The following is an 18,500-nucleotide window of genomic DNA, read 5'->3' as shown; positions in this document are numbered from 1 at the left end:
AAGTCCGTTTCGCGTTCTGGAATTGCTCATGTCTGCCACTTTCGACCCCGATCATCTGCGTGCGAGCCTGCGGCCATTGGCGGATGGGCAACCACTGTCGGTCGAGGCGCTGGCTTATCAGCGGTTCTACGGGCTGGATTTTCCGGGGCGCAACTTTCGCAGCGGCCTGGGGCGGTTTGAGGTCGATGGTTATGATCTGGTCAGCCAGGTCTGGTGGCCCGAGAAGCCGAAGGCGACGTTGATGTTGTTTCACGGCTTTTACGATCACACCGGTCTCTATCGGCATGTGATTGAGTGGGCGCTGGATCAGGGTTTTGCGGTAATTGCCTGCGATTTGCCGGGGCATGGACTGTCCAGCGGCGAGCGGGCCAGCATCAAGGATTTCGCCGAGTATCAGGACACGTTGCAAGGCTTGTTCGTTGAGGCCGCGTCCCTGGATCTGCCGCAGCCGTGGCACCTGTGCGGGCAGAGCACCGGCGGCGCGATTGTGATCGATCACGTGCTCAACGCGGGCATCGGCAGTCCGGCCCAGGGCCAGGTGATTCTGCTGTCGCCGCTGATAAGGCCGCGGGCCTGGGGCTGGTCGCAACTCAGCTATTACCTGCTCAAGCCTTTCGTCAACGCCATTGCCCGGCGCTTCAGCGAGAACTCCAACGACCCCGATTTTTTGCCGTTCCTGCAAGCCGATCCGTTGCAGCCGCTACGGTTGCCGACGGCCTGGGTCGGTGCACTGGCGCGCTGGATCAAACGCATCGAAGCCGCACCGTATAGCATCCGGCGACCATTGATTGTGCAGGGGCAGGCGGACATGACGGTGGATTGGGAGCACAACCTTGAAGTGTTGAAGACCAAGTTTGATCGGCCGCAGGTGTTGATGTTGCCAGAGGCGCGGCATCATCTGGCGAATGAGACGCTGGTGTTGCGGCGGGAGTATTTCGGGTTTTTGACCAAGCGGATCAAGGGCAGGAATCTTTAGCGGTCACTCGGGCCTCTTCGCGAGCAGGCTCGCTCCCACATTGAACTGTGCCTGTCTGGAAAACTCGGTCCACTGTGGGAGCGAGCCTGCTCGCGATGGCGATCTATCAGGCGCTGAAATTACTGGGTCAGGTTCGAGGTGCTCTGTCCCACCGCCAACCCCGCCCGAATCGCCGCCAACGCAGCCTGGTAATACGCCTGGCCCTCAGCCGATTCGGCAAACGTGGCAAATTCTTCTAGTTCGTCGTCCGACAGGTCGCGGTAGACGTACAGCAGCGTGTTGTTCAGGTCACTGCCGATCTGGTCCATCAAGCGCTGACGCTGACCGTTCAGCATTCCTTGCGCCTGCCCACCACCAAGCAGGCCGGGGATCATCGAACTCAGGCTGTCGGCGGCGACGCCGGCAATCGCCAGGCTGACTTCAGCGCCGGCCTCGCGAGCGGGCAGGGCCTGGGCCAAGTGGCCGATGATCAACAAGCGGCTGTCGCTGGCCTGCATCTTGGGCAAACCCTTGGCGTTTTTCATCAGTTGGTCGCGACGGGTTGCCAACAGTTCGGCGGCAACGACTTTTTTGCCCAGGGGGGACTGAAAAAACGCCAGGGCAGGTTTTGGATCGGCGAGGTTCTTGCGCAGCTGCGCTTCGGCGCGCTGGTCTACAGCCTGAGGGGCGAAACGCTGATTACTGTTGTCGACCAAGGCCTGGAACACCGCCGGTGGCAGGCTGCTCTGATACCGCTGTTGAGCGGCCGAAAGGGCATCGTTGAAATGCGCGCGTTGATCTGGCCAACCGGCGACCTTGTACAACTGGTCGTGGCTGTCTGCCCAAACGGGCAAGGCACAGAGCATCAACAGTGAAAAAAGCAAACGGCGCATAGGGACTCCTGTCGGCAGCCGACTATTCTCCGTGTGGCATACGGACTTGTCGAGAATTCGTATCAAGCCGCCGCGTGGCTCTGTCGGAATTTCAGGCACAGGAATACTATGCCTGCCATGCAAATATCCTCTGATCACCCGCTGCTGTTACGTATCGTCGACGATCTCGCTGCACACGGCTGGTCGCAGCAGAATATTTTCCTGCCCCAGGCTCTGACCGAGGAACTGGCTGCGCAGTGCCATAAACGTGCCGCTGAGGGCGAGTTGGCCCCGGCCGCCGTGGGGCGCGGGCCGTCATCGGAGATTCGCGAGGGGATTCGTGGCGACCACATCCAGTGGATCGAACCCGGTCAGGCATTGGCCTGCGACAGCTATCTGCAGCTGATGGACAGCCTGCGCGAAGCAATGAATCGCGGTTTGTACCTGGGCCTGGAAGACTTCGAAAGTCATTTTGCGATGTACCCGCCCGGCGCCTTTTACCTCAAGCATCTCGATCGGTTCCGCGACGATGACCGGCGCACGGTGTCGGCGGTGGTCTACCTCAATGACGGCTGGCTGCCTGAGCACGGGGGCCAACTGCGCATGTACCTGAAAGAAGGCGTCGAGCACGATGTGGTGCCTACCGGCGGATGTCTGGTGGTGTTCCTGTCGGGCGAAGTTCCCCACGAAGTCCTGCCAGCGACCCGAGATCGCCTGTCGTTGACCGGTTGGTTCCGGCGTCGCGGCAACGAGCCGTTCTGATCATGCAAAAAATTCTGGTAAGCCGCTGCCTGCTGGGTCATCGCGTACGTTACGACGGCGGGGCCAGCGGGCCATTCGATCAGCTTCAACAGTGGGTCGACGAAGGTCGGGTCGTGCCGCTGTGTCCTGAGGTGGCTGGCGGGTTGCCGACGCCCAGGGCCGCAGCGGAAATCCCGGGCGGGCAGGGTGGTGACGTGCTGGACGGCCATGCCCCGGTGATCACCACCGAGGGCGAGGATGTCAGTGCGCAATTTTTGTCGGGGGCTTATCAGGCGCTGGAACTGGTGCAACGGCACGGCATCCGGATTGCGGTGTTGAAGGCTAACAGCCCGTCCTGCGGGAATTTGCTGACGTATGACGGGACGTTCAGCGGTGTGAAGGTCAGTGGCGAAGGTGTCACCGCAGCGTTGCTTAAACGCCATGGCGTGAAAGTCTTCAGTGAGCTGGAGTTGGCTGAAGCCGCGGCAACACTAGGCTCTCTCGACTAACACCGAACACCCTGTAGGAGCGAGCTTGCTCGCGATGGCGTGTCAGCTACATGGGTGTCGGCTGACACACCATCGCGAGCAAGCTCGCTCCTACAGGGTTACTCATTTGGGCGCCACACTCGTGTCCGCACCCAACCACTTCTGCGACAACGCCTCCAACCGGCCATCCGCCTTGATGCGCTGCAGCGCGTTTTCCAGGCTGGCGTGAAAGGCCGGGTTTCCCTTCTGGAACGGAATCGCCAGGCTCACCATCGGGTTCGCCTTCGTCTTCGGCTTCTCTTGCGTCAGCGACTGCACCAGCAGTATCGATTGCGGCTCTTCTTTCTGCGCGATCAATTGCGCATGGGTGTAACTGTAAGGTTCGCTGAAGTCGAAACGATCCTTGAGCGCCGAGGTCATTGTTATGTGGTTGATCGCGATGTCGTACTTGCCGGTTTCAACGCCGGGCAACAAATCGCTGGCGTCGGTGACGACGAAGTCAGCCCGCACATCCAGTTCGTCGGCCAGCAGTTGGCCCAGTTCGACTTCGAAGCCGGTGAGTTTGCCGTCTTCCTTGAAATTGAAGGGCGGTGTATTCGCCTCAAGCGCAATGCGCAATTCGCCACGGTCGTTTACGTCGTCAATCAGTTCGGCATGAGCCAAGGGGCTCAAAAGGGGTAGCAGGCAGATCAGGCCAGGCAAAAAACGCATGGTCACTCCTTTTAAATCATTATCGCGTCGCTCTGGTTCAGGCGCGCTTTGCTATGGTTATCGAGTGCCTTCGACAACGAATGGCCGTGAAGTTGTCACGGCCAAGCGGATTTTACGGAAAAACTGGAGAAGAGAATGCAAACATTCATGTCACGTGCTGCTTTGGCTGCCCTTTTGCTGGGTGCTTCGATGATGGCCAGCGCGGCAACCCCAGCCCCGCAAGGCGCTGCAGTGAATATCGGCTCGCCAACTAGTGGCGCTATTGTCGACAAGACTTTCAAGGTCAAGTTTGAAGTAAAAGGCATCGCTCTGGCTCCTGCTGGCGACAATACCCAGAACACCGGCCATCATCATCTGCTGATCGACGCCAAGGAGATCATTCCTGCCGGTTCGGTCATCCCGGTAGATGCCAATCATGTGCACTTCGGCAAGGCCCAGACCGAAACCGAGGTGACATTGACTCCAGGCCAGCACACGTTGCAACTCGAACTGGGTGACAAGAACCACATGGCTTTCGATCCGCCAATCGTCTCGGAAAAGATCACGGTGACTGTGAAGTAACTTTTCCCCAGGCATGAAAAAGGGAGCTCCGAGGAGCTCCCTTTTTGGTCACTCAAGTCGCTATCAGAACAACACGCGGCAACGAATAGTGCCGTTGATGTGCTGCAGCTTCTCTTGCGCCAGGTCCGAGTACTCGGCGTCGACGTCGATGACCACGTAGCCGACTTTCTCGTTGGTCTGCAGGAACTGACCGGAGATGTTGATGCCGTTTTCGGCGAAGACCTTGTTGATCTCGCTCATCACACCCGGAATGTTCTCGTGGATGTGCAGCAAACGGTGCTTGCCAGGGTGAGCCGGCAGGGCCACTTCCGGGAAGTTGACCGAGGACACCGACGTACCGTTGTCGCTGTACTTGACCAGTTTCTCGGCCACTTCCAGACCGATGTTGGCCTGCGCTTCAGCGGTGGAACCGCCGATGTGCGGGGTCAGGATCACGTTGTCCAGGCCACGCAGCGGGCTTTCGAACTCTTCGTCGTTGGAGCGAGGCTCTACCGGGAATACGTCGATGGCCGCGCCGATCAGGTGTTTGTCCTTGATCGCGTCCGCCAGGGCGTCCAGTTCGACCACGGTGCCACGCGCCGCGTTGATCAGGATGCCGCCCTTCTTGATGGCGCGGATTTCCTTCTCACCGATCATCCACTGGGTCGCAGCGGTTTCCGGAACGTGCAGGGTGACGATGTCGGACATGCCCAGCAGTTCGTGCAGGTTGCCGACCTGAGTGGCGTTACCCAATGGCAGCTTGGTCACGGTATCGTAGAAGTACACCTGCATGCCCAGGCCTTCAGCCAGGACCGACAATTGAGTACCGATCGAGCCATAACCGACGATGCCCAGCTTCTTGCCGCGGATCTCGAAGGAGTTGGCTGCGCTCTTGATCCAGCCGCCACGGTGGCAGGAAGCGTTCTTCTCAGGGATGCCGCGCAGCAACAGGATCGCTTCGGCCAGCACCAGCTCTGCAACGGAGCGGGTGTTGGAGTACGGTGCGTTGAACACCGCGATACCGCGTTCGCGAGCCGCGTTCAGGTCGACCTGGTTGGTGCCGATGCAGAAACAGCCAACAGCGACCAGTTTCTTCGCGTGATCGAAGATCTCTTCGGTCAGTTGCGTGCGGGAGCGAATGCCGATGAAGTGAGCATCAGCGATCTTTTCCTTCAGCTGGGCTTCCGGCAGAGAACCTGTGAGGTACTCGATGCTGGTGTAGCCCGCCGACTTGAGGACGTCGACAGCCGATTGGTGGACGCCTTCGAGAAGAAGGAACTTGATCTTGCTCTTATCGAGAGAAGTCTTGCTCATCTGCGTAAACCTGTATCCCGGAGAAAAATGGCAGGAAATGGTCAACAGACGCTGACCCGAACGGCAAGAATGCCGTTACCGCAGAACAGCCTTTCGGCACTATGCTGCGGGGGCGGTATGCTAGCATATGCACCCCGCTAAACACTCATTCCTGCGACGTGAAGCGTTCTCAGGATGACCATGAATTGTTCGAGAGTTCTGTCGATGACCAATCCTGCCTTGATTGAAGAGCTGAAGACCCTGGTTGAGCCTGGCAAGGTGCTGACCGATGCCGACTCCCTGAATGCTTACGGTAAGGATTGGACCAAGCATTTCGCCCCGGCCCCGACCGCCATCGTATTCCCCAAGACCACCGAGCAGGTCCAGGCCATCGTGCGCTGGGCCAATGAGCACAAGGTTGCGCTGGTGCCGTCGGGTGGTCGTACCGGGCTTTCCGCTGCGGCGGTGGCGGCGAATGGTGAAGTGGTCGTGTCCTTCGACTATATGAACCAGATCCTCGACGTGAACATGACCGACCGCACCGCCGTGTGCCAGCCGGGCGTGGTCACCGAGCACTTGCAGAACGTGGCCGAAGAAAAAGGCCTGTACTACCCGGTGGACTTCGCTTCGGCAGGTTCCAGTCAGATTGGCGGCAATATCGGCACCAATGCCGGCGGGATCAAGGTCATTCGCTACGGCATGACCCGCAACTGGGTCGCCGGTATGAAAGTCGTCACCGGCAAGGGCGATCTGCTGGAACTGAACCGCGACCTGATCAAGAACGCGACCGGCTACGACCTGCGTCAGCTGTTCATCGGCGCGGAAGGTACTCTCGGTTTTGTGGTTGAAGCGACCATGCGTCTGGATCGTGCCCCGAAAAACCTCACGGCGATGGTCCTCGGCACTGCCGATTTCGACTCGATCATGCCGGTATTGCACGCGTTCCAGAGCAAACTCGACCTGACCGCATTCGAATTCTTCTCCGACAAAGCCTTGGCCAAAGTCATGGCGCGCGGCGACGTGCCGGCGCCGTTCGAAACCGATTGCCCGTTCTACGCGCTGCTGGAATTCGAAGCGACCACTGAGGAAGTGGCCAACCACGCCCTGGAAACCTTCGAGCACTGCGTCGAGCAGGGCTGGGTGCTGGACGGCGTGATGAGCCAGAGCGAAACCCAGTTGCAGAATCTCTGGAAGCTGCGCGAATACATCTCCGAAACCATCTCCCACTGGACGCCGTACAAAAACGACATTTCGGTCACTGTGTCGAAAGTGCCGGCATTCCTGAAGGAAATCGATGCGATCGTCGGCGAACACTACCCGGATTTCGAAATTGTCTGGTTCGGTCACATCGGCGACGGCAACCTGCACTTGAACATCCTCAAGCCGGAAAACCTGAGCAAAGACGAGTTCTTCGCCAAGTGCGCAACCGTGAACAAATGGGTGTTTGAAACCGTCGAGAAGTACAACGGTTCGATTTCCGCCGAGCACGGCGTGGGCATGACCAAGCGTGATTACTTGACCTACAGCCGCTCGCCAGTTGAGATCGAGTACATGAAAGCCGTCAAAGCGGTGTTCGACCCGAACGGCATCATGAATCCGGGCAAGATTTTCGCTGTTTGAATCAACGAACCAGGAGTCGGTAATGAGCTATCAGCACCAGTATGTCGACGGTACGCGTATTCACTTCCCGCTGGGCAAAGTGGTGTGCATCGGCCGCAACTACGCCGAACACGCCAAGGAACTGGACAACCCGGTGCCTACCGAGCCATTGCTGTTCATCAAGCCGGGCAGTTGCGTGGTGCCGCTGGAAGGTGGCTTCAGTATCCCCACCGAGCGTGGCTCGGTGCATTACGAGGCAGAGATCGCGGTGTTGATCGGCAAGCCGTTGTCGACCAAGCCAAGCCGTGAAGAAGTGCTGGATGCCATCTCCGGTTTTGCCCCGGCGCTGGACTTGACCTTGCGCGAGAAGCAGGCCGAGCTGAAATCCAAAGGCCTGCCGTGGGAAGTCGCCAAGTCCTTCGACGGCGCGGCGGTGATTGCCCCGTTTGTATCCGGCAGCACCTTCGCTGACCTGACCGACATCGGCATCCGCCTGACCATCAACGGCGACGTTCGTCAGGATGGCAACAGCAAGGACATGCTCAACCCGATCGTGCCGATGATTCAGTACATGGCCGGCTGCTTCTCGCTGCAGGCCGGCGACGTGATCCTCACGGGCACCCCGGTTGGCGTGGGCCCGCTGAATGTCGGTGATGAAATTGTTCTGGAGCTGCCTGGCGCCAGCAGTTTCACCAGCAGCGTCCGCTAGTCGAAACACCGCTGAACCCCTGTAGGAGCGAGCTTGCTCGCGATGAACCTGAGAGCCCTGCGGGGTGTCAGGCTTGCAGCGTTATCGTTAGCGTCCATCGCGAGCAAGCTCGCTCCTACAGGTGCCCATCTCTGCACTTCTGGAACACAACTCTTCATGGCCACCACACCGATGCCCACGTTTAAAACCGCCCGGCGCTCGAGCTTCTTCAAGCGTTGGCCTTTCTGGCTTTTGCTATTGGCCGCTGCCGCGTATGGCCTGGCATTTGCGATGCATTGGGATAATCGTGGCGTGCTTTGGTTGCGCGAGCGTTTTGTAAGCCCCAGCGAACGTCAGGCAAGCGTCTGGCTGCCGGATTATCGAGCGGTGATCGATGCCAAGCTGCTGCCGGGCATGGAGAGCGACGAAGCATCGGACCTGGCCTACGATCCGCAAACTAAAACCCTGTTTTCGGTGATGGGCAAAAACCCGTTCCTGGTCGAGCTGAATTTGCAGGGCGACGTGCTGCGCAAGATGCCGCTGGTGGGCTGGAGCAACCCGGAAGGCGTGACAGTCATGGGCAATGGCCTGATGGCCATCGTCGATGAGCGCCAGCATCTGCTCACCATCGTCAAGGTCGATGCCAATACCCGCGAGCTGAACATCGCCAACTTCCCGAAATACGACCTCGGCCCTTCAAAAAACCAGAACAAGGCGTTCGAAGGCGTTGTCTGGGATCCGCGCAATCAGCAAATGCTGCTGGGTGAAGAGCGTCCACCGGCACTGTTCACCTGGAAAAGCAGCGATGGCCAGTCCCTCACCGGCGACAAGCAAAAACTCGCCAGTAACGCACTGGACATGCGCAACCTGTCAGCCCTGGCCATAGACCCGCGCACCCACCACACACTGGTGTTGTCTGCCGACTCTCACCTGCTGCTGGAGTTGGACGAGAAGGGCAAACAGGTCAGTTTCATGGCGTTGCTGGGTGGCTTCAATGGCCTGAACAAGACCATTCCTCGCGCCGAAGGCGTGGCCCTGGATGAGGCTGGCACGTTGTACATGGTGAGCGAGCCGAACCTGTTCTACGCCTTCAAGAAACCAACACAAAATTAGCAACACCGCAGAACAACTGTGGGAGCGAGCTTGCTCGCGATAGCGGTCGGTCATTCAACATCTCTGTCGACTGACACGGCCCTATCGCGAGCAAGCTCGCTCCCACAGGTTTTTCCGTGTTCTTGGGCTTATTGGGCGCGCAGGGTCTTCACGCCTTCGCTTGTACCCAACAACAGCAGATCCGCAGGACGTGCCGCGAACAAGCCGTTGGTCACCACGCCGACGATGGCGTTGATCTGCATCTCCAGTTCCACCGGGTTGGTGATCTGCATGTTGAACACGTCGAGGATGATATTGCCGTTGTCGGTCAGCACGCCCTCACGGTAGACCGGGTCGCCGCCCAGTTTCACCAGCTCGCGGGCTACGTGGCTGCGGGCCATCGGGATCACTTCCACCGGCAACGGGAACGCGCCGAGGACCGGTACCAGTTTGCTCGCGTCGGCGATGCAGATGAAGGTCTTGGCCACGGCGGCGACGATCTTCTCGCGGGTCAGGGCTGCGCCGCCGCCCTTGATCAGGTGCAGGTGCTCGTCGCTCTCATCGGCGCCGTCGACGTAGAACTCCAGGTCGCTGACGGTGTTCAGCTCATACACCGGAATGCCATGGCCCTTGAGGCGCGCGGCGGTGGCTTCGGAGCTGGCGACCGCGCCATCGAACGCGCCTTTATGCTTGGCCAATGCGTCGATAAAGCAGTTGGCGGTGGAGCCGGTGCCGACCCCGACGATGCTCTTGTCGTCGAGTTTCGGGAGGATGAAGTCGACGGCGGCCTGAGCCACTGCCTGTTTGAGTTGATCCTGGGTCATGCGGGCTCCGAGGTGCCGAAGAGGGGGACGAAAGGTCGGCATTATAGGCTTCGGGGCGGGCAAGGTCATTGCCCGATTGGCGGGTCAAATGCGCACACCTTCACCCCCGATTACTGTAGGAGCGAGCTCGCTCGCGATGGTCGTGAACGATAACGCGTAAAGCCAGATACCCAGCGGCGTCCTTGGGTTTTTCGCGAGCAAGCTCGCTCCTACAACAGGTAATGATCTCTTCCGGCGGGTTAAAACCACCGGTTTAGTGTGGTCGCTCAGGCGAAAGCCGGGTTAGACTCCTTGGCCCTGCCCAACCCGCTCAGTGATGCTTTCCGATGCTCGAACAGTACGTCAAAAAGATCCTCACCTCGCGCGTTTATGACGTTGCCGTAGAAACCCCATTGCAGACTGCTCGCCAGCTCTCCGAGCGGCTGGGTAACAACATTTGGCTCAAGCGCGAAGACTTGCAGCCGGTGTTCTCGTTCAAGATTCGGGGCGCCTACAACAAGCTGACTCAGCTCAGTGACGAAGAGCGCGCACGCGGCGTGGTCACTGCCTCTGCGGGCAACCACGCGCAGGGCCTGGCCCTGGCGGCGAAAGTGCTGGGCGTGAAAGCGACCATCGTGATGCCCAAGACCACCCCGGAAATCAAGGTCGAAGGCGTGCGTTCCCGTGGTGGCAAAGTGGTGCTGCACGGGGATACGTTCCCGGAAGCCCTGGCCTACTCGCTGAAACTGGTCGACGAAAAGGGCTACGTCTACATCCATCCGTACGACGATCCCCACACCATTGCCGGGCAGGGCACGGTCGCCATGGAAATTCTGCGCCAGCACCCTGGGCGTCTCGACGCGATTTTTGTTCCGGTGGGCGGCGGCGGCCTGATCGCCGGCATTGCGGCTTACGTGAAGTACCTGCGTCCTGAAATCAAAATCATCGGCGTCGAACCGGACGATTCCAACTGCCTGCAAGCCGCCATGGCGGCCGGCGAGCGCGTGGTGCTGCCAACTGTGGGCATCTTCGCCGACGGCGTTGCGGTGGCCCAGATCGGTCAGTACACCTTCGAGATCTGCAAAGACTACGTCGATGAGGTCATCACCGTCAGCACCGACGAGATCTGCGCGGCGATCAAGGACATTTACGATGACACCCGCTCGATCACTGAGCCGGCGGGTGCCCTGGGTGTGGCCGGGATCAAGAAATACGTCGAGCAGCGCGGCGTCACCGGGCACACTTTTGTGGCGATCGACTCCGGCGCCAACGTCAATTTCGACCGCCTGCGCCACGTTGCCGAGCGCGCCGAGCTGGGCGAGGGCCGCGAAGCCATTATCGCCGTGACCATCCCCGAGAAGCCGGGCAGCTTCAAGGCGTTCTGCGAAGCCATCGGCAAGCGCCAGATTACTGAATTCAACTACCGCTACAACACTGGCAGCGAGGCGCACATCTTCGTTGGCGTACAGACGCATCCGGAGAATGACCCGCGCAGTGCGTTGCTCGCCAGTCTGACCGAGCAGGGTTTTCCGGTGCTGGACCTGACCGACAATGAACTGGCCAAGTTGCATATCCGTCACATGGTCGGCGGTCGTGCGGCTCATGTCGTCGATGAAGTGATTCTGCGCTTCGAATTCCCGGAGCGACCGGGAGCGCTGTTCAACTTCCTCAACAAGCTCGGTGGGCGCTGGAACATCTCGATGTTCCACTACCGCAACCACGGCGCAGCGGATGGCCGGGTGGTCGCGGGCCTGCAAGTGCCTCACGAAGAGCGTCATCTGGTTCCCGCTGCGCTAGAGGAAATCGGCTACCCGTACTGGGACGAAAGCGACAATCCGGCCTATCTGCTGTTTCTTGGCTGAGGGGCTACGCTGATGGGCAGGTCATAAGGAAATCGAACAATGGAAACGTTAACCGCCCTGAAAATGGCGCATATGGTGGCGACGGTGGTGCTGTTGGTCAGCGCGCTGGGGCTGGCCATCTGGGTCTGGCGCACACGGCGCAATGGCGATGCGACAGCACCTGCGCGCACCTTGCAACGGCCACGCGTGTTCATCTGGCTGCTGATGGGGCTGGCACTGCTGAGCATGCCATTTACCGGCTGGGGGATGGTGCATCTGGTGGGTTGGCCGTTGGGGCAGACCTGGTTGCTGGCTTCCAGTGTGCTTTACACCGTGGCGGCGCTGGGCTGGTTCTGGTTGCTGGTGCGGCTTAACAAGCTGCGCACTGCACCGGGAGGCAACGGCAAGTTCACCTTTGCCCTGGCACTGTTCAGCTTCGCCTGTTTTATCGCGATTGCCGGACTAATGGGCGCCAAACCTGTGTAGGAGCGAGCTTGCTCGCGAAAAATGTGAGGGCGCCGCGTTCATCCTGGCAGCCCTCGTCATCGTTAACGACCATCGCGAGCAAGCTCGCTCCTACAAGTACGGCGGTCAGTCGCGCAGAGTAATCACCGGCCAGCCACGCTTCTGGGCCTCAGCGCGCAAATTCGGGTCAGGATCAACCGCCACCGGATTCGTCACCTGCTCCAGCAACGACAGGTCATTCATCGAGTCGCTGTAGAAATAGCTGTCTTGTAGCGAATGCCCGGTTTCTTCCAGCCAACGATTCAGTCGGGTCACCTTGCCTTCCCGGAAGCACGGAACGTCAGTGCTGCGCCCGGTATAACGGCCCTCGACCATTTCGCATTCAGTGGCAATCAAGGTTTCAACACCCAATCGCTGTGCAATAGGTCCGGTCACAAAACGGTTGGTGGCGGTGATGATCACCAGTTTGTCGCCGGCCTCGCGGTGTTTGGCCAGCAACTCGATAGCCTTGGGCAGCAGGATAGGTTCGATGCAATCGCGCATGTAATCGCCATGCCACTGATCCAGCGTGGACATTTCGGTGCGGCCGAGGACTTCCAGGCAGAAGTTCAGGTAGGCGTCATTGTCCAGCCTGCCGGCCAGATAATCCTGATAGAACTCATCGTTGCGTGCCTTGTAGGCGACGGCATCAAGGAAGCCGCGTTCGCACAGGTAATCGCCCCAGGCGTGGTCACTGTCGCCGCCCAGAAGTGTGTTGTCCAAGTCGAATAAAGCCAGCCGCATTGCAGTTACTCGCTGAAAAGTTTGTAGAAAGGTGTCCAGAATACGGACTTTTCACAAGAGTGCACATAAGGTTGGCCGGCTCGTTGCTGCCTTCACAACCTTTGTGGAACAATGCGGCGACATGCGTTTGCGAGGTTGTTGCCGTGATCGACCCCGATGGTTTCCGCCCCAATGTCGGGATCATTCTCACGAATGATGCCGGACAGGTGCTATGGGCTCGCCGTATCAATCAAGATGCCTGGCAGTTTCCACAGGGTGGGATCAACCCCCAGGAGACGCCGGAAGACGCCTTGTACCGCGAGTTGAACGAAGAAGTGGGTCTTGAGCGCGAAGATGTTGAAATTCTCGCCTGCACCCGGGGCTGGTTGCGCTATCGTTTGCCGCAACGTCTGGTCAGGACGCACAGCCAACCGCTGTGCATCGGCCAGAAACAGAAATGGTTTCTCCTGCGCCTGATCTCCAACGAGCAGCGGGTGCGGATGGATTTGACCGGTAAACCGGAATTCGATGGCTGGCGTTGGGTCAGTTATTGGTATCCGTTGGGCCAGGTGGTGACATTCAAGCGCGAGGTGTATCGACGCGCTCTCAAAGAGCTTGCCCCGCGCCTTTTAACGCGCGACTGACGACGGAGTTCGACCCCGAGCCATGCTCAATACGCTGCGCAAGATCGTCCAGGAAGTTAACTCCGCCAAGGATCTCAAGACGGCGTTGGGGATTATTGTGTTGCGCGTCAAAGAGGCCATGGGCAGCCAGGTCTGCTCGGTCTATCTGCTTGACCCTGAAACCAACCGCTTCGTGCTGATGGCCACCGAGGGCTTGAACAAGCGCTCGATCGGCAAAGTCAGCATGGCGCCCAACGAAGGTCTGGTTGGCCTGGTCGGCACGCGTGAAGAACCCCTGAACCTCGAAAACGCCGCGGATCACCCGCGCTACCGTTACTTCGCCGAAACCGGTGAAGAACGCTACGCCTCATTCCTCGGGGCGCCGATCATTCACCACCGCCGCGTTGTCGGCGTGTTGGTCATTCAGCAAAAAGAACGCCGCCAGTTCGATGAAGGTGAAGAAGCCTTCCTTGTGACCATGAGCGCACAGCTCGCCGGTGTTATCGCCCACGCCGAAGCCACCGGTTCGATCCGCGGCCTTGGCCGTCAGGGTAAAGGCATTCAGGAAGCCAAGTTCGTCGGCGTTCCGGGTTCCCCGGGTGCTGCGGTGGGTACGGCGGTGGTCATGCTGCCACCGGCCGATCTGGACGTAGTGCCCGACAAGACCATCGCCGACATCGACGCCGAACTGGGTCTGTTCAAGACCGCCATCGAAGGCGTGCGCGCCGACATGCGCGCGTTGTCGGCCAAGCTGGCGACTCAGCTGCGTCCCGAAGAGCGTGCGCTGTTCGATGTCTATTTGATGATGCTCGACGATGCCTCGCTGGGCAGCGAAATCACCACCGTGATCAAGACCGGCCAGTGGGCCCAGGGCGCGTTGCGTCAGGTGGTCACCGAACACGTCAACCGTTTCGAATTGATGGACGACGCCTACCTGCGTGAGCGCGCCTCGGACGTCAAGGACCTCGGTCGCCGTTTGCTGGCTTATTTGCAGGAAGAGCGCCAGCAGACCCTGGTCTACCCCGACAACACCATTCTGATCAGCGAAGAATTGACCCCGGCGATGCTCGGCGAGGTGCCGGAAGGCAAGTTGGTCGGCCTGGTCTCGGTGCTCGGTTCCGGCAACTCCCACGTCGCGATCCTGGCGCGTGCCATGGGTATTCCGACGGTGATGGGCCTGGTCGATCTGCCGTATTCCAAGGTCGACGGCATCCAGATGATCGTCGACGGTTACCACGGCGAGGTCTACACCAACCCGAGTGACGTGCTGCGCAAGCAGTTCGCCGAAGTGGTCGAGGAAGAGAAACAACTGGCCCTCGGGCTGGATGCACTGCGGGACTTGCCGTGCGTGACCGTCGATGGTCACCGCATGCCGCTGTGGGTCAACACCGGCCTGCTGGCTGACGTGGCGCGGGCGCAGAAGCGCGGTGCCGAGGGCGTGGGTCTGTACCGCACCGAAGTGCCGTTCATGATCAATCAGCGCTTCCCGAGTGAAAAAGAGCAGCTGGCGATCTATCGCGAGCAACTCGCCGCCTTTCACCCGCAACCGGTGACCATGCGCAGCCTGGACATCGGCGGCGACAAGTCGCTGTCGTACTTTCCGATCAAGGAAGACAACCCGTTCCTCGGCTGGCGCGGTATTCGCGTCACGCTCGACCACCCGGAAATCTTCCTGGTGCAGACCCGCGCCATGCTCAAGGCCAGCGAAGGCTTGAACAACCTGCGGATTCTGCTGCCGATGATCTCCGGCACTCACGAACTGGAAGAAGCCCTGCACCTGATTCACCGGGCCTGGGGCGAAGTCCGCGACGAAGGTTGCGACGTGCCTATGCCGCCGATCGGCGTGATGATCGAAATTCCGGCGGCGGTTTATCAGACCAAGGAACTGGCGCGGCAAGTGGACTTCCTGTCGGTCGGCTCCAACGACCTGACCCAGTACCTGCTGGCCGTGGACCGTAACAACCCGCGGGTGGCCGACCTTTACGACTACCTGCACCCGGCAGTGCTGCAAGCCTTGCAGAACGTTGTGCGTGACGCCCATGCCGAAGGAAAGCCCGTGAGTATCTGCGGCGAAATGGCCGGTGATCCGGCGGCAGCGGTGCTGTTGATGGCGATGGGTTTCGACAGCTTGTCGATGAACGCCACCAACTTGCCGAAAGTGAAGTGGATGCTGCGTCAGATCAACCTGAGCAAGGCCAAGGAGCTGCTCGCTGAGTTGATGACCATCGACAACCCGCAAGTGATCCACAGCTCCCTGCAACTGGCGCTGAAGAACCTTGGGTTGGCGCGGATGATCAATCCGGCTTCGGTCAAAACCCTCTAAACCTCTGAAGGCCCCATCGCGAGCAGGCTCGCTCCCACAGTGGATTTGTGTAGGCACATTGTTATGTGATCAACACAAATCCCTGTGGGAGCGAGCCTGCTCGCGATGAGGCCAGTGCGGACAACACAAATTAGAGCCTGACCTCCACTTCCCCAAGATGCCCGCCATACGGCCCGAAACTCCGCTCAACCATCACCCGTGTCCCATCCGCCTGCACAATCAACGCCGTACTCGCCCGCGTCCCATAACTCTGGCTGGCGATGAACACACTCGACAGCAGCGTCTCGGTGGCCAGCCCCACACCGGTGTCCGGCAGCTCGGTAAACGGTGCGGTCTGAGGATCGCCCAGCAACGCCAATAACGCTTGCGGCTGCGGATCTTCCAATACTTCCTCCAGTGCCGCCCGTGCCTTGAGCAACTTTGGCCACGGCGTATCCAGGCCGGCGTTCGACAACCCATAAACACCCGGTGGCAGCATTACCGCCTCATGCTCCCGCGCATTGAAATGCCACAGCTCCTTGGCATTGCCAATCAACAGGTTAAAACCGGCGTACTCCATCGAACGCCTGACAACATCGCTCAAATAGTCATCAATCGACCTCTCGCCGCTGAGAAAGCGCGCCACCAGCTCACCTCGCGACGTGCGGGCGGGTGGTTGATGCGGGTCTCGAATATTGGTCAGTGCGGCGAAGCGTCCGTTGGCGCCGATACCCAGCCAGGTACCACCGGCCTCCAGGTCTCGGCCGGCATAGACGTGCGGCGCTTCGGGCCATTGCGCCAAGGGCAGGCTGGGGCGGGCGTAGAACTCATCGCGGTTGGCCGCGACGATCAGTGGCTGGGCATGGCCCGGTCGCCAGGCGAAAACAATCAGGCACATAAGGTGGTCCTTGTGTGTTTTTTGTCCACTTTACGCAGACATCACGCTTCTATCCATCGCCATCCAGTAGAGCTTGAGGCCACGCATCCGTTACCATGCCGGTGCTTTTTTTGAGAAGCGGCTAAGGAACACCATGGAATTTCTGCTTTACCTGGCGCTGGGTGCTTGCGCAGGCGTGCTGGCCGGGCTGTTCGGGGTCGGTGGCGGAATCATCATCGTTCCGGTGCTGGTGTTCAGTTTCACCTTGCAGGGCTTCGACGCCTCGATTCTGACGCATCTGGCGGTGGGTACTTCCCTGGCGACGATCATCTTTACCTCGGTCAATGCGGTGCGCGAACATCACCGTCGCGGCGCCGTGCGTTGGCCGATTTTCGTCTGGATGACCGTCGGCATACTGATCGGCGCCGGTTTCGGCGCGCTGACGGCCGAAGCGATCTCCGGGCCGAACCTGCAGAAAATCATCGGCGTGTTTGCGTTGGTCATCGCCACCCAACTGGCGCTGGACGTCAAACCCAAGGCCAGCCGAACGGTGCCCGGCAAACTTGGTCTGACTATGGCCGGCAGTGTGATTGGCTGGGCCTCGGCGATTTTCGGGATTGGCGGCGGCTCGCTGACCGTGCCGTTCCTGACCTGGAGCAGCGTGCCGATGCAACAAGCGGTGGCCACTTCGTCCGCCTGCGGGCTGCCGATCGCGCTGGCAAGTGCATTAAGTTTCATGATTCTGGGCTGGCACGATCCATTGCTGCCGGCCCATAGTCTCGGTTTTATTTACTTGCCGGCGTTACTTGGCATTGCCCTGACCAGCATGGTGTTCGCCCGCCTCGGTGCCCGACTGGCCCACCGGCTATCACCGAAGTTGCTGAAAAAGCTGTTCGCCGCTTTGCTGTTCTGCGTAGGCCTGAGCTTTCTGCTCTAGCCCGCAATGTTGGCTTAATCCTGAGGTGGCAGCGTCGCCCGGGAATTTTTAAAAGTTTCAACTCTAACGAGGAGTCGCAATGCTGCCTTACCCGCAGATCGATCCGGTGGCCCTGGCCATCGGTCCGCTGAAAATCCACTGGTACGGTTTGATGTACCTGATCGGCATTGGCGGCGCCTGGCTACTGGCGTCCCGTCGGTTGAACCGTTTCGACCCGACCTGGACCAAAGAGAAGCTCTCCGACATGGTGTTCTGGATGTCGATGGGTGTGATCGTCGGTGGCCGCCTGGGCTATGTGCTGTTTTACGATCTGAGTGCTTATCTGGCCAACCCGACGCTGATCTTCGAAGTGTGGAAGGGCGGCATGTCGTTCCACGGCGGGTTCATCGGCGTGATGCTGGCGGCGTTGTGGTTCGGTAAAAAGAACAACAAGTCGTTTTTCCAGCTGATGGACTTCGTTGCGCCCATGGTGCCGATTGGCCTCGGTGCCGGGCGTATCGGCAACTTCATCAACGCTGAGTTGTGGGGCAAACCGACCGACGTGCCGTGGGCGATGATCTTCCCGCCCTTCAGCGATCCATCGCAGTTGCCACGTCACCCGTCGCAGCTGTACCAGTTCGCGCTGGAAGGCGTGGCGCTGTTTGCGATTCTCTGGCTGTTCTCGCGCAAGCCGCGGCCGACCATGGCTGTGTCGGGAATGTTTGCGCTGTTCTATGGCATTTTCCGTTTCATCGTCGAATTCGTCCGCGTACCGGACGCACAGCTGGGCTATCTGGCCTGGAATTGGCTGACCATGGGCCAGCTACTGTGCGTACCGATGATCATCGCCGGGCTGTTCCTGATCTGGCTGGCGTATCACCGCGCTCCGGCGTCTCCAGCGGCGGCAGTATAAATTCGAACCCGGGGCTCTG

Annotated in this window: 19 protein-coding genes; 13 read left to right on the top strand and 6 right to left on the bottom strand. The window is 59.7% G+C overall.

From position 1 onward, the window contains the following. The first annotated feature begins 28 nt into the window (after positions 1-28). Positions 29-976, top strand: coding sequence for a phospholipase BipL (gene bipL, locus AC1MDT_RS20700; RefSeq protein WP_480418736.1), 948 nt, complete (start codon positions 29-31; stop codon positions 974-976). A gap of 119 nt (positions 977-1,095) precedes the next feature. On the opposite strand, the gene AC1MDT_RS20695 is transcribed toward bipL, so the two are convergent. Further along, positions 1,096-1,848 carry a DUF2059 domain-containing protein gene (locus tag AC1MDT_RS20695; RefSeq protein WP_480418735.1) on the bottom strand — a complete coding sequence of 251 codons (753 nt, stop codon included), beginning with the start codon at positions 1,846-1,848 and terminating at the stop codon, positions 1,096-1,098. Positions 1,849-1,956: 108 nt separating this feature from the next. Between AC1MDT_RS20695 and AC1MDT_RS20690 the strand changes: the two genes are divergently transcribed. Both AC1MDT_RS20690 and AC1MDT_RS20685 read left to right on the top strand, forming a co-directional pair. Beyond that, positions 1,957-2,589: a 2OG-Fe(II) oxygenase gene (locus AC1MDT_RS20690; protein ID WP_480418734.1), complete on the top strand. Its 633-nt coding sequence runs from the start codon at positions 1,957-1,959 to the stop codon at positions 2,587-2,589. 2 nt (positions 2,590-2,591) lie between these two features. Further along, positions 2,592-3,077 carry a 2-thiouracil desulfurase family protein gene (locus tag AC1MDT_RS20685; protein ID WP_480418733.1) on the top strand — a complete coding sequence of 162 codons (486 nt, stop codon included), beginning with the start codon at positions 2,592-2,594 and terminating at the stop codon, positions 3,075-3,077. 102 nt (positions 3,078-3,179) lie between these two features. Here the strand turns inward: AC1MDT_RS20685 and AC1MDT_RS20680 are convergent, their stop codons facing one another. Beyond that, positions 3,180-3,767: a transporter substrate-binding domain-containing protein gene (locus AC1MDT_RS20680; protein WP_480418732.1), complete on the bottom strand. Its 588-nt coding sequence runs from the start codon at positions 3,765-3,767 to the stop codon at positions 3,180-3,182. Positions 3,768-3,902: 135 nt separating this feature from the next. Here AC1MDT_RS20680 and AC1MDT_RS20675 point away from each other — a divergent pair, with 135 nt between their 5' ends. Further along, positions 3,903-4,328: a DUF4399 domain-containing protein gene (locus AC1MDT_RS20675; protein WP_480418731.1), complete on the top strand. Its 426-nt coding sequence runs from the start codon at positions 3,903-3,905 to the stop codon at positions 4,326-4,328. A gap of 63 nt (positions 4,329-4,391) precedes the next feature. Here the strand turns inward: AC1MDT_RS20675 and serA are convergent, their stop codons facing one another. Next, positions 4,392-5,621 carry a phosphoglycerate dehydrogenase gene (serA, locus tag AC1MDT_RS20670; protein ID WP_480418730.1) on the bottom strand — a complete coding sequence of 410 codons (1,230 nt, stop codon included), beginning with the start codon at positions 5,619-5,621 and terminating at the stop codon, positions 4,392-4,394. A 204-nt stretch (positions 5,622-5,825) separates the two neighbouring features. On the opposite strand from serA, the gene AC1MDT_RS20665 reads away from it, so the two are divergent. The 3 genes from AC1MDT_RS20665 (at position 5,826) to AC1MDT_RS20655 (ending at position 9,000) form a co-directional block, all read left to right on the top strand. Beyond that, on the top strand, positions 5,826-7,220 hold the full coding sequence (locus tag AC1MDT_RS20665; RefSeq protein WP_480418729.1) for an FAD-binding oxidoreductase: 1,395 nt from the start codon (positions 5,826-5,828) through the stop codon (positions 7,218-7,220). A 22-nt stretch (positions 7,221-7,242) separates the two neighbouring features. After that, positions 7,243-7,908: a fumarylacetoacetate hydrolase family protein gene (locus AC1MDT_RS20660; protein ID WP_480418728.1), complete on the top strand. Its 666-nt coding sequence runs from the start codon at positions 7,243-7,245 to the stop codon at positions 7,906-7,908. Positions 7,909-8,064: 156 nt separating this feature from the next. Next, positions 8,065-9,000: an SdiA-regulated domain-containing protein gene (locus AC1MDT_RS20655; RefSeq protein WP_480418727.1), complete on the top strand. Its 936-nt coding sequence runs from the start codon at positions 8,065-8,067 to the stop codon at positions 8,998-9,000. Positions 9,001-9,128: 128 nt separating this feature from the next. On the opposite strand, the gene rpiA is transcribed toward AC1MDT_RS20655, so the two are convergent. Continuing rightward, complete coding sequence (gene rpiA / locus AC1MDT_RS20650; protein ID WP_480418726.1) at positions 9,129-9,803, bottom strand: ribose-5-phosphate isomerase RpiA; 675 nt, start codon at positions 9,801-9,803, stop codon at positions 9,129-9,131. Between the two features lie 326 nt (positions 9,804-10,129). On the opposite strand from rpiA, the gene ilvA reads away from it, so the two are divergent. Further along, positions 10,130-11,644 (top strand): threonine ammonia-lyase, biosynthetic, encoded by a 1,515-nt coding sequence (ilvA, locus tag AC1MDT_RS20645; protein WP_480418725.1) that lies wholly within the window; start codon positions 10,130-10,132, stop codon positions 11,642-11,644. Between the two features lie 39 nt (positions 11,645-11,683). Beyond that, positions 11,684-12,109 (top strand): DUF2269 domain-containing protein, encoded by a 426-nt coding sequence (locus AC1MDT_RS20640; protein WP_480418724.1) that lies wholly within the window; start codon positions 11,684-11,686, stop codon positions 12,107-12,109. A gap of 105 nt (positions 12,110-12,214) precedes the next feature. On the opposite strand, the gene AC1MDT_RS20635 is transcribed toward AC1MDT_RS20640, so the two are convergent. Then, complete coding sequence (locus tag AC1MDT_RS20635; protein WP_480418723.1) at positions 12,215-12,871, bottom strand: histidinol-phosphatase; 657 nt, start codon at positions 12,869-12,871, stop codon at positions 12,215-12,217. Positions 12,872-13,014: 143 nt separating this feature from the next. Here AC1MDT_RS20635 and AC1MDT_RS20630 point away from each other — a divergent pair, with 143 nt between their 5' ends. Next, the gene (locus AC1MDT_RS20630; RefSeq protein ID WP_007945562.1) at positions 13,015-13,494 is read left to right on the top strand and encodes an RNA pyrophosphohydrolase; all 480 of its coding nucleotides are present in this window, start codon (positions 13,015-13,017) and stop codon (positions 13,492-13,494) included. Positions 13,495-13,516: 22 nt separating this feature from the next. Then, complete coding sequence (gene ptsP, locus AC1MDT_RS20625) at positions 13,517-15,796, top strand: phosphoenolpyruvate--protein phosphotransferase (protein ID WP_480418721.1); 2,280 nt, start codon at positions 13,517-13,519, stop codon at positions 15,794-15,796. A 130-nt stretch (positions 15,797-15,926) separates the two neighbouring features. Here the strand turns inward: ptsP and AC1MDT_RS20620 are convergent, their stop codons facing one another. Continuing rightward, positions 15,927-16,673: an NRDE family protein gene (locus AC1MDT_RS20620; protein ID WP_480418720.1), complete on the bottom strand. Its 747-nt coding sequence runs from the start codon at positions 16,671-16,673 to the stop codon at positions 15,927-15,929. A 133-nt stretch (positions 16,674-16,806) separates the two neighbouring features. Here AC1MDT_RS20620 and AC1MDT_RS20615 point away from each other — a divergent pair, with 133 nt between their 5' ends. Then, positions 16,807-17,589, top strand: coding sequence for a sulfite exporter TauE/SafE family protein (locus tag AC1MDT_RS20615; protein WP_480418719.1), 783 nt, complete (start codon positions 16,807-16,809; stop codon positions 17,587-17,589). 79 nt (positions 17,590-17,668) lie between these two features. Beyond that, the gene (gene lgt / locus AC1MDT_RS20610) at positions 17,669-18,481 is read left to right on the top strand and encodes a prolipoprotein diacylglyceryl transferase (protein ID WP_480418718.1); all 813 of its coding nucleotides are present in this window, start codon (positions 17,669-17,671) and stop codon (positions 18,479-18,481) included. Positions 18,482-18,500: the final 19 nt, after the last annotated feature.

This window comes from Pseudomonas sp. ASL7 (assembly GCF_056680375.1).
This window is presented reverse-complemented; position numbering and strand designations above follow the sequence as displayed.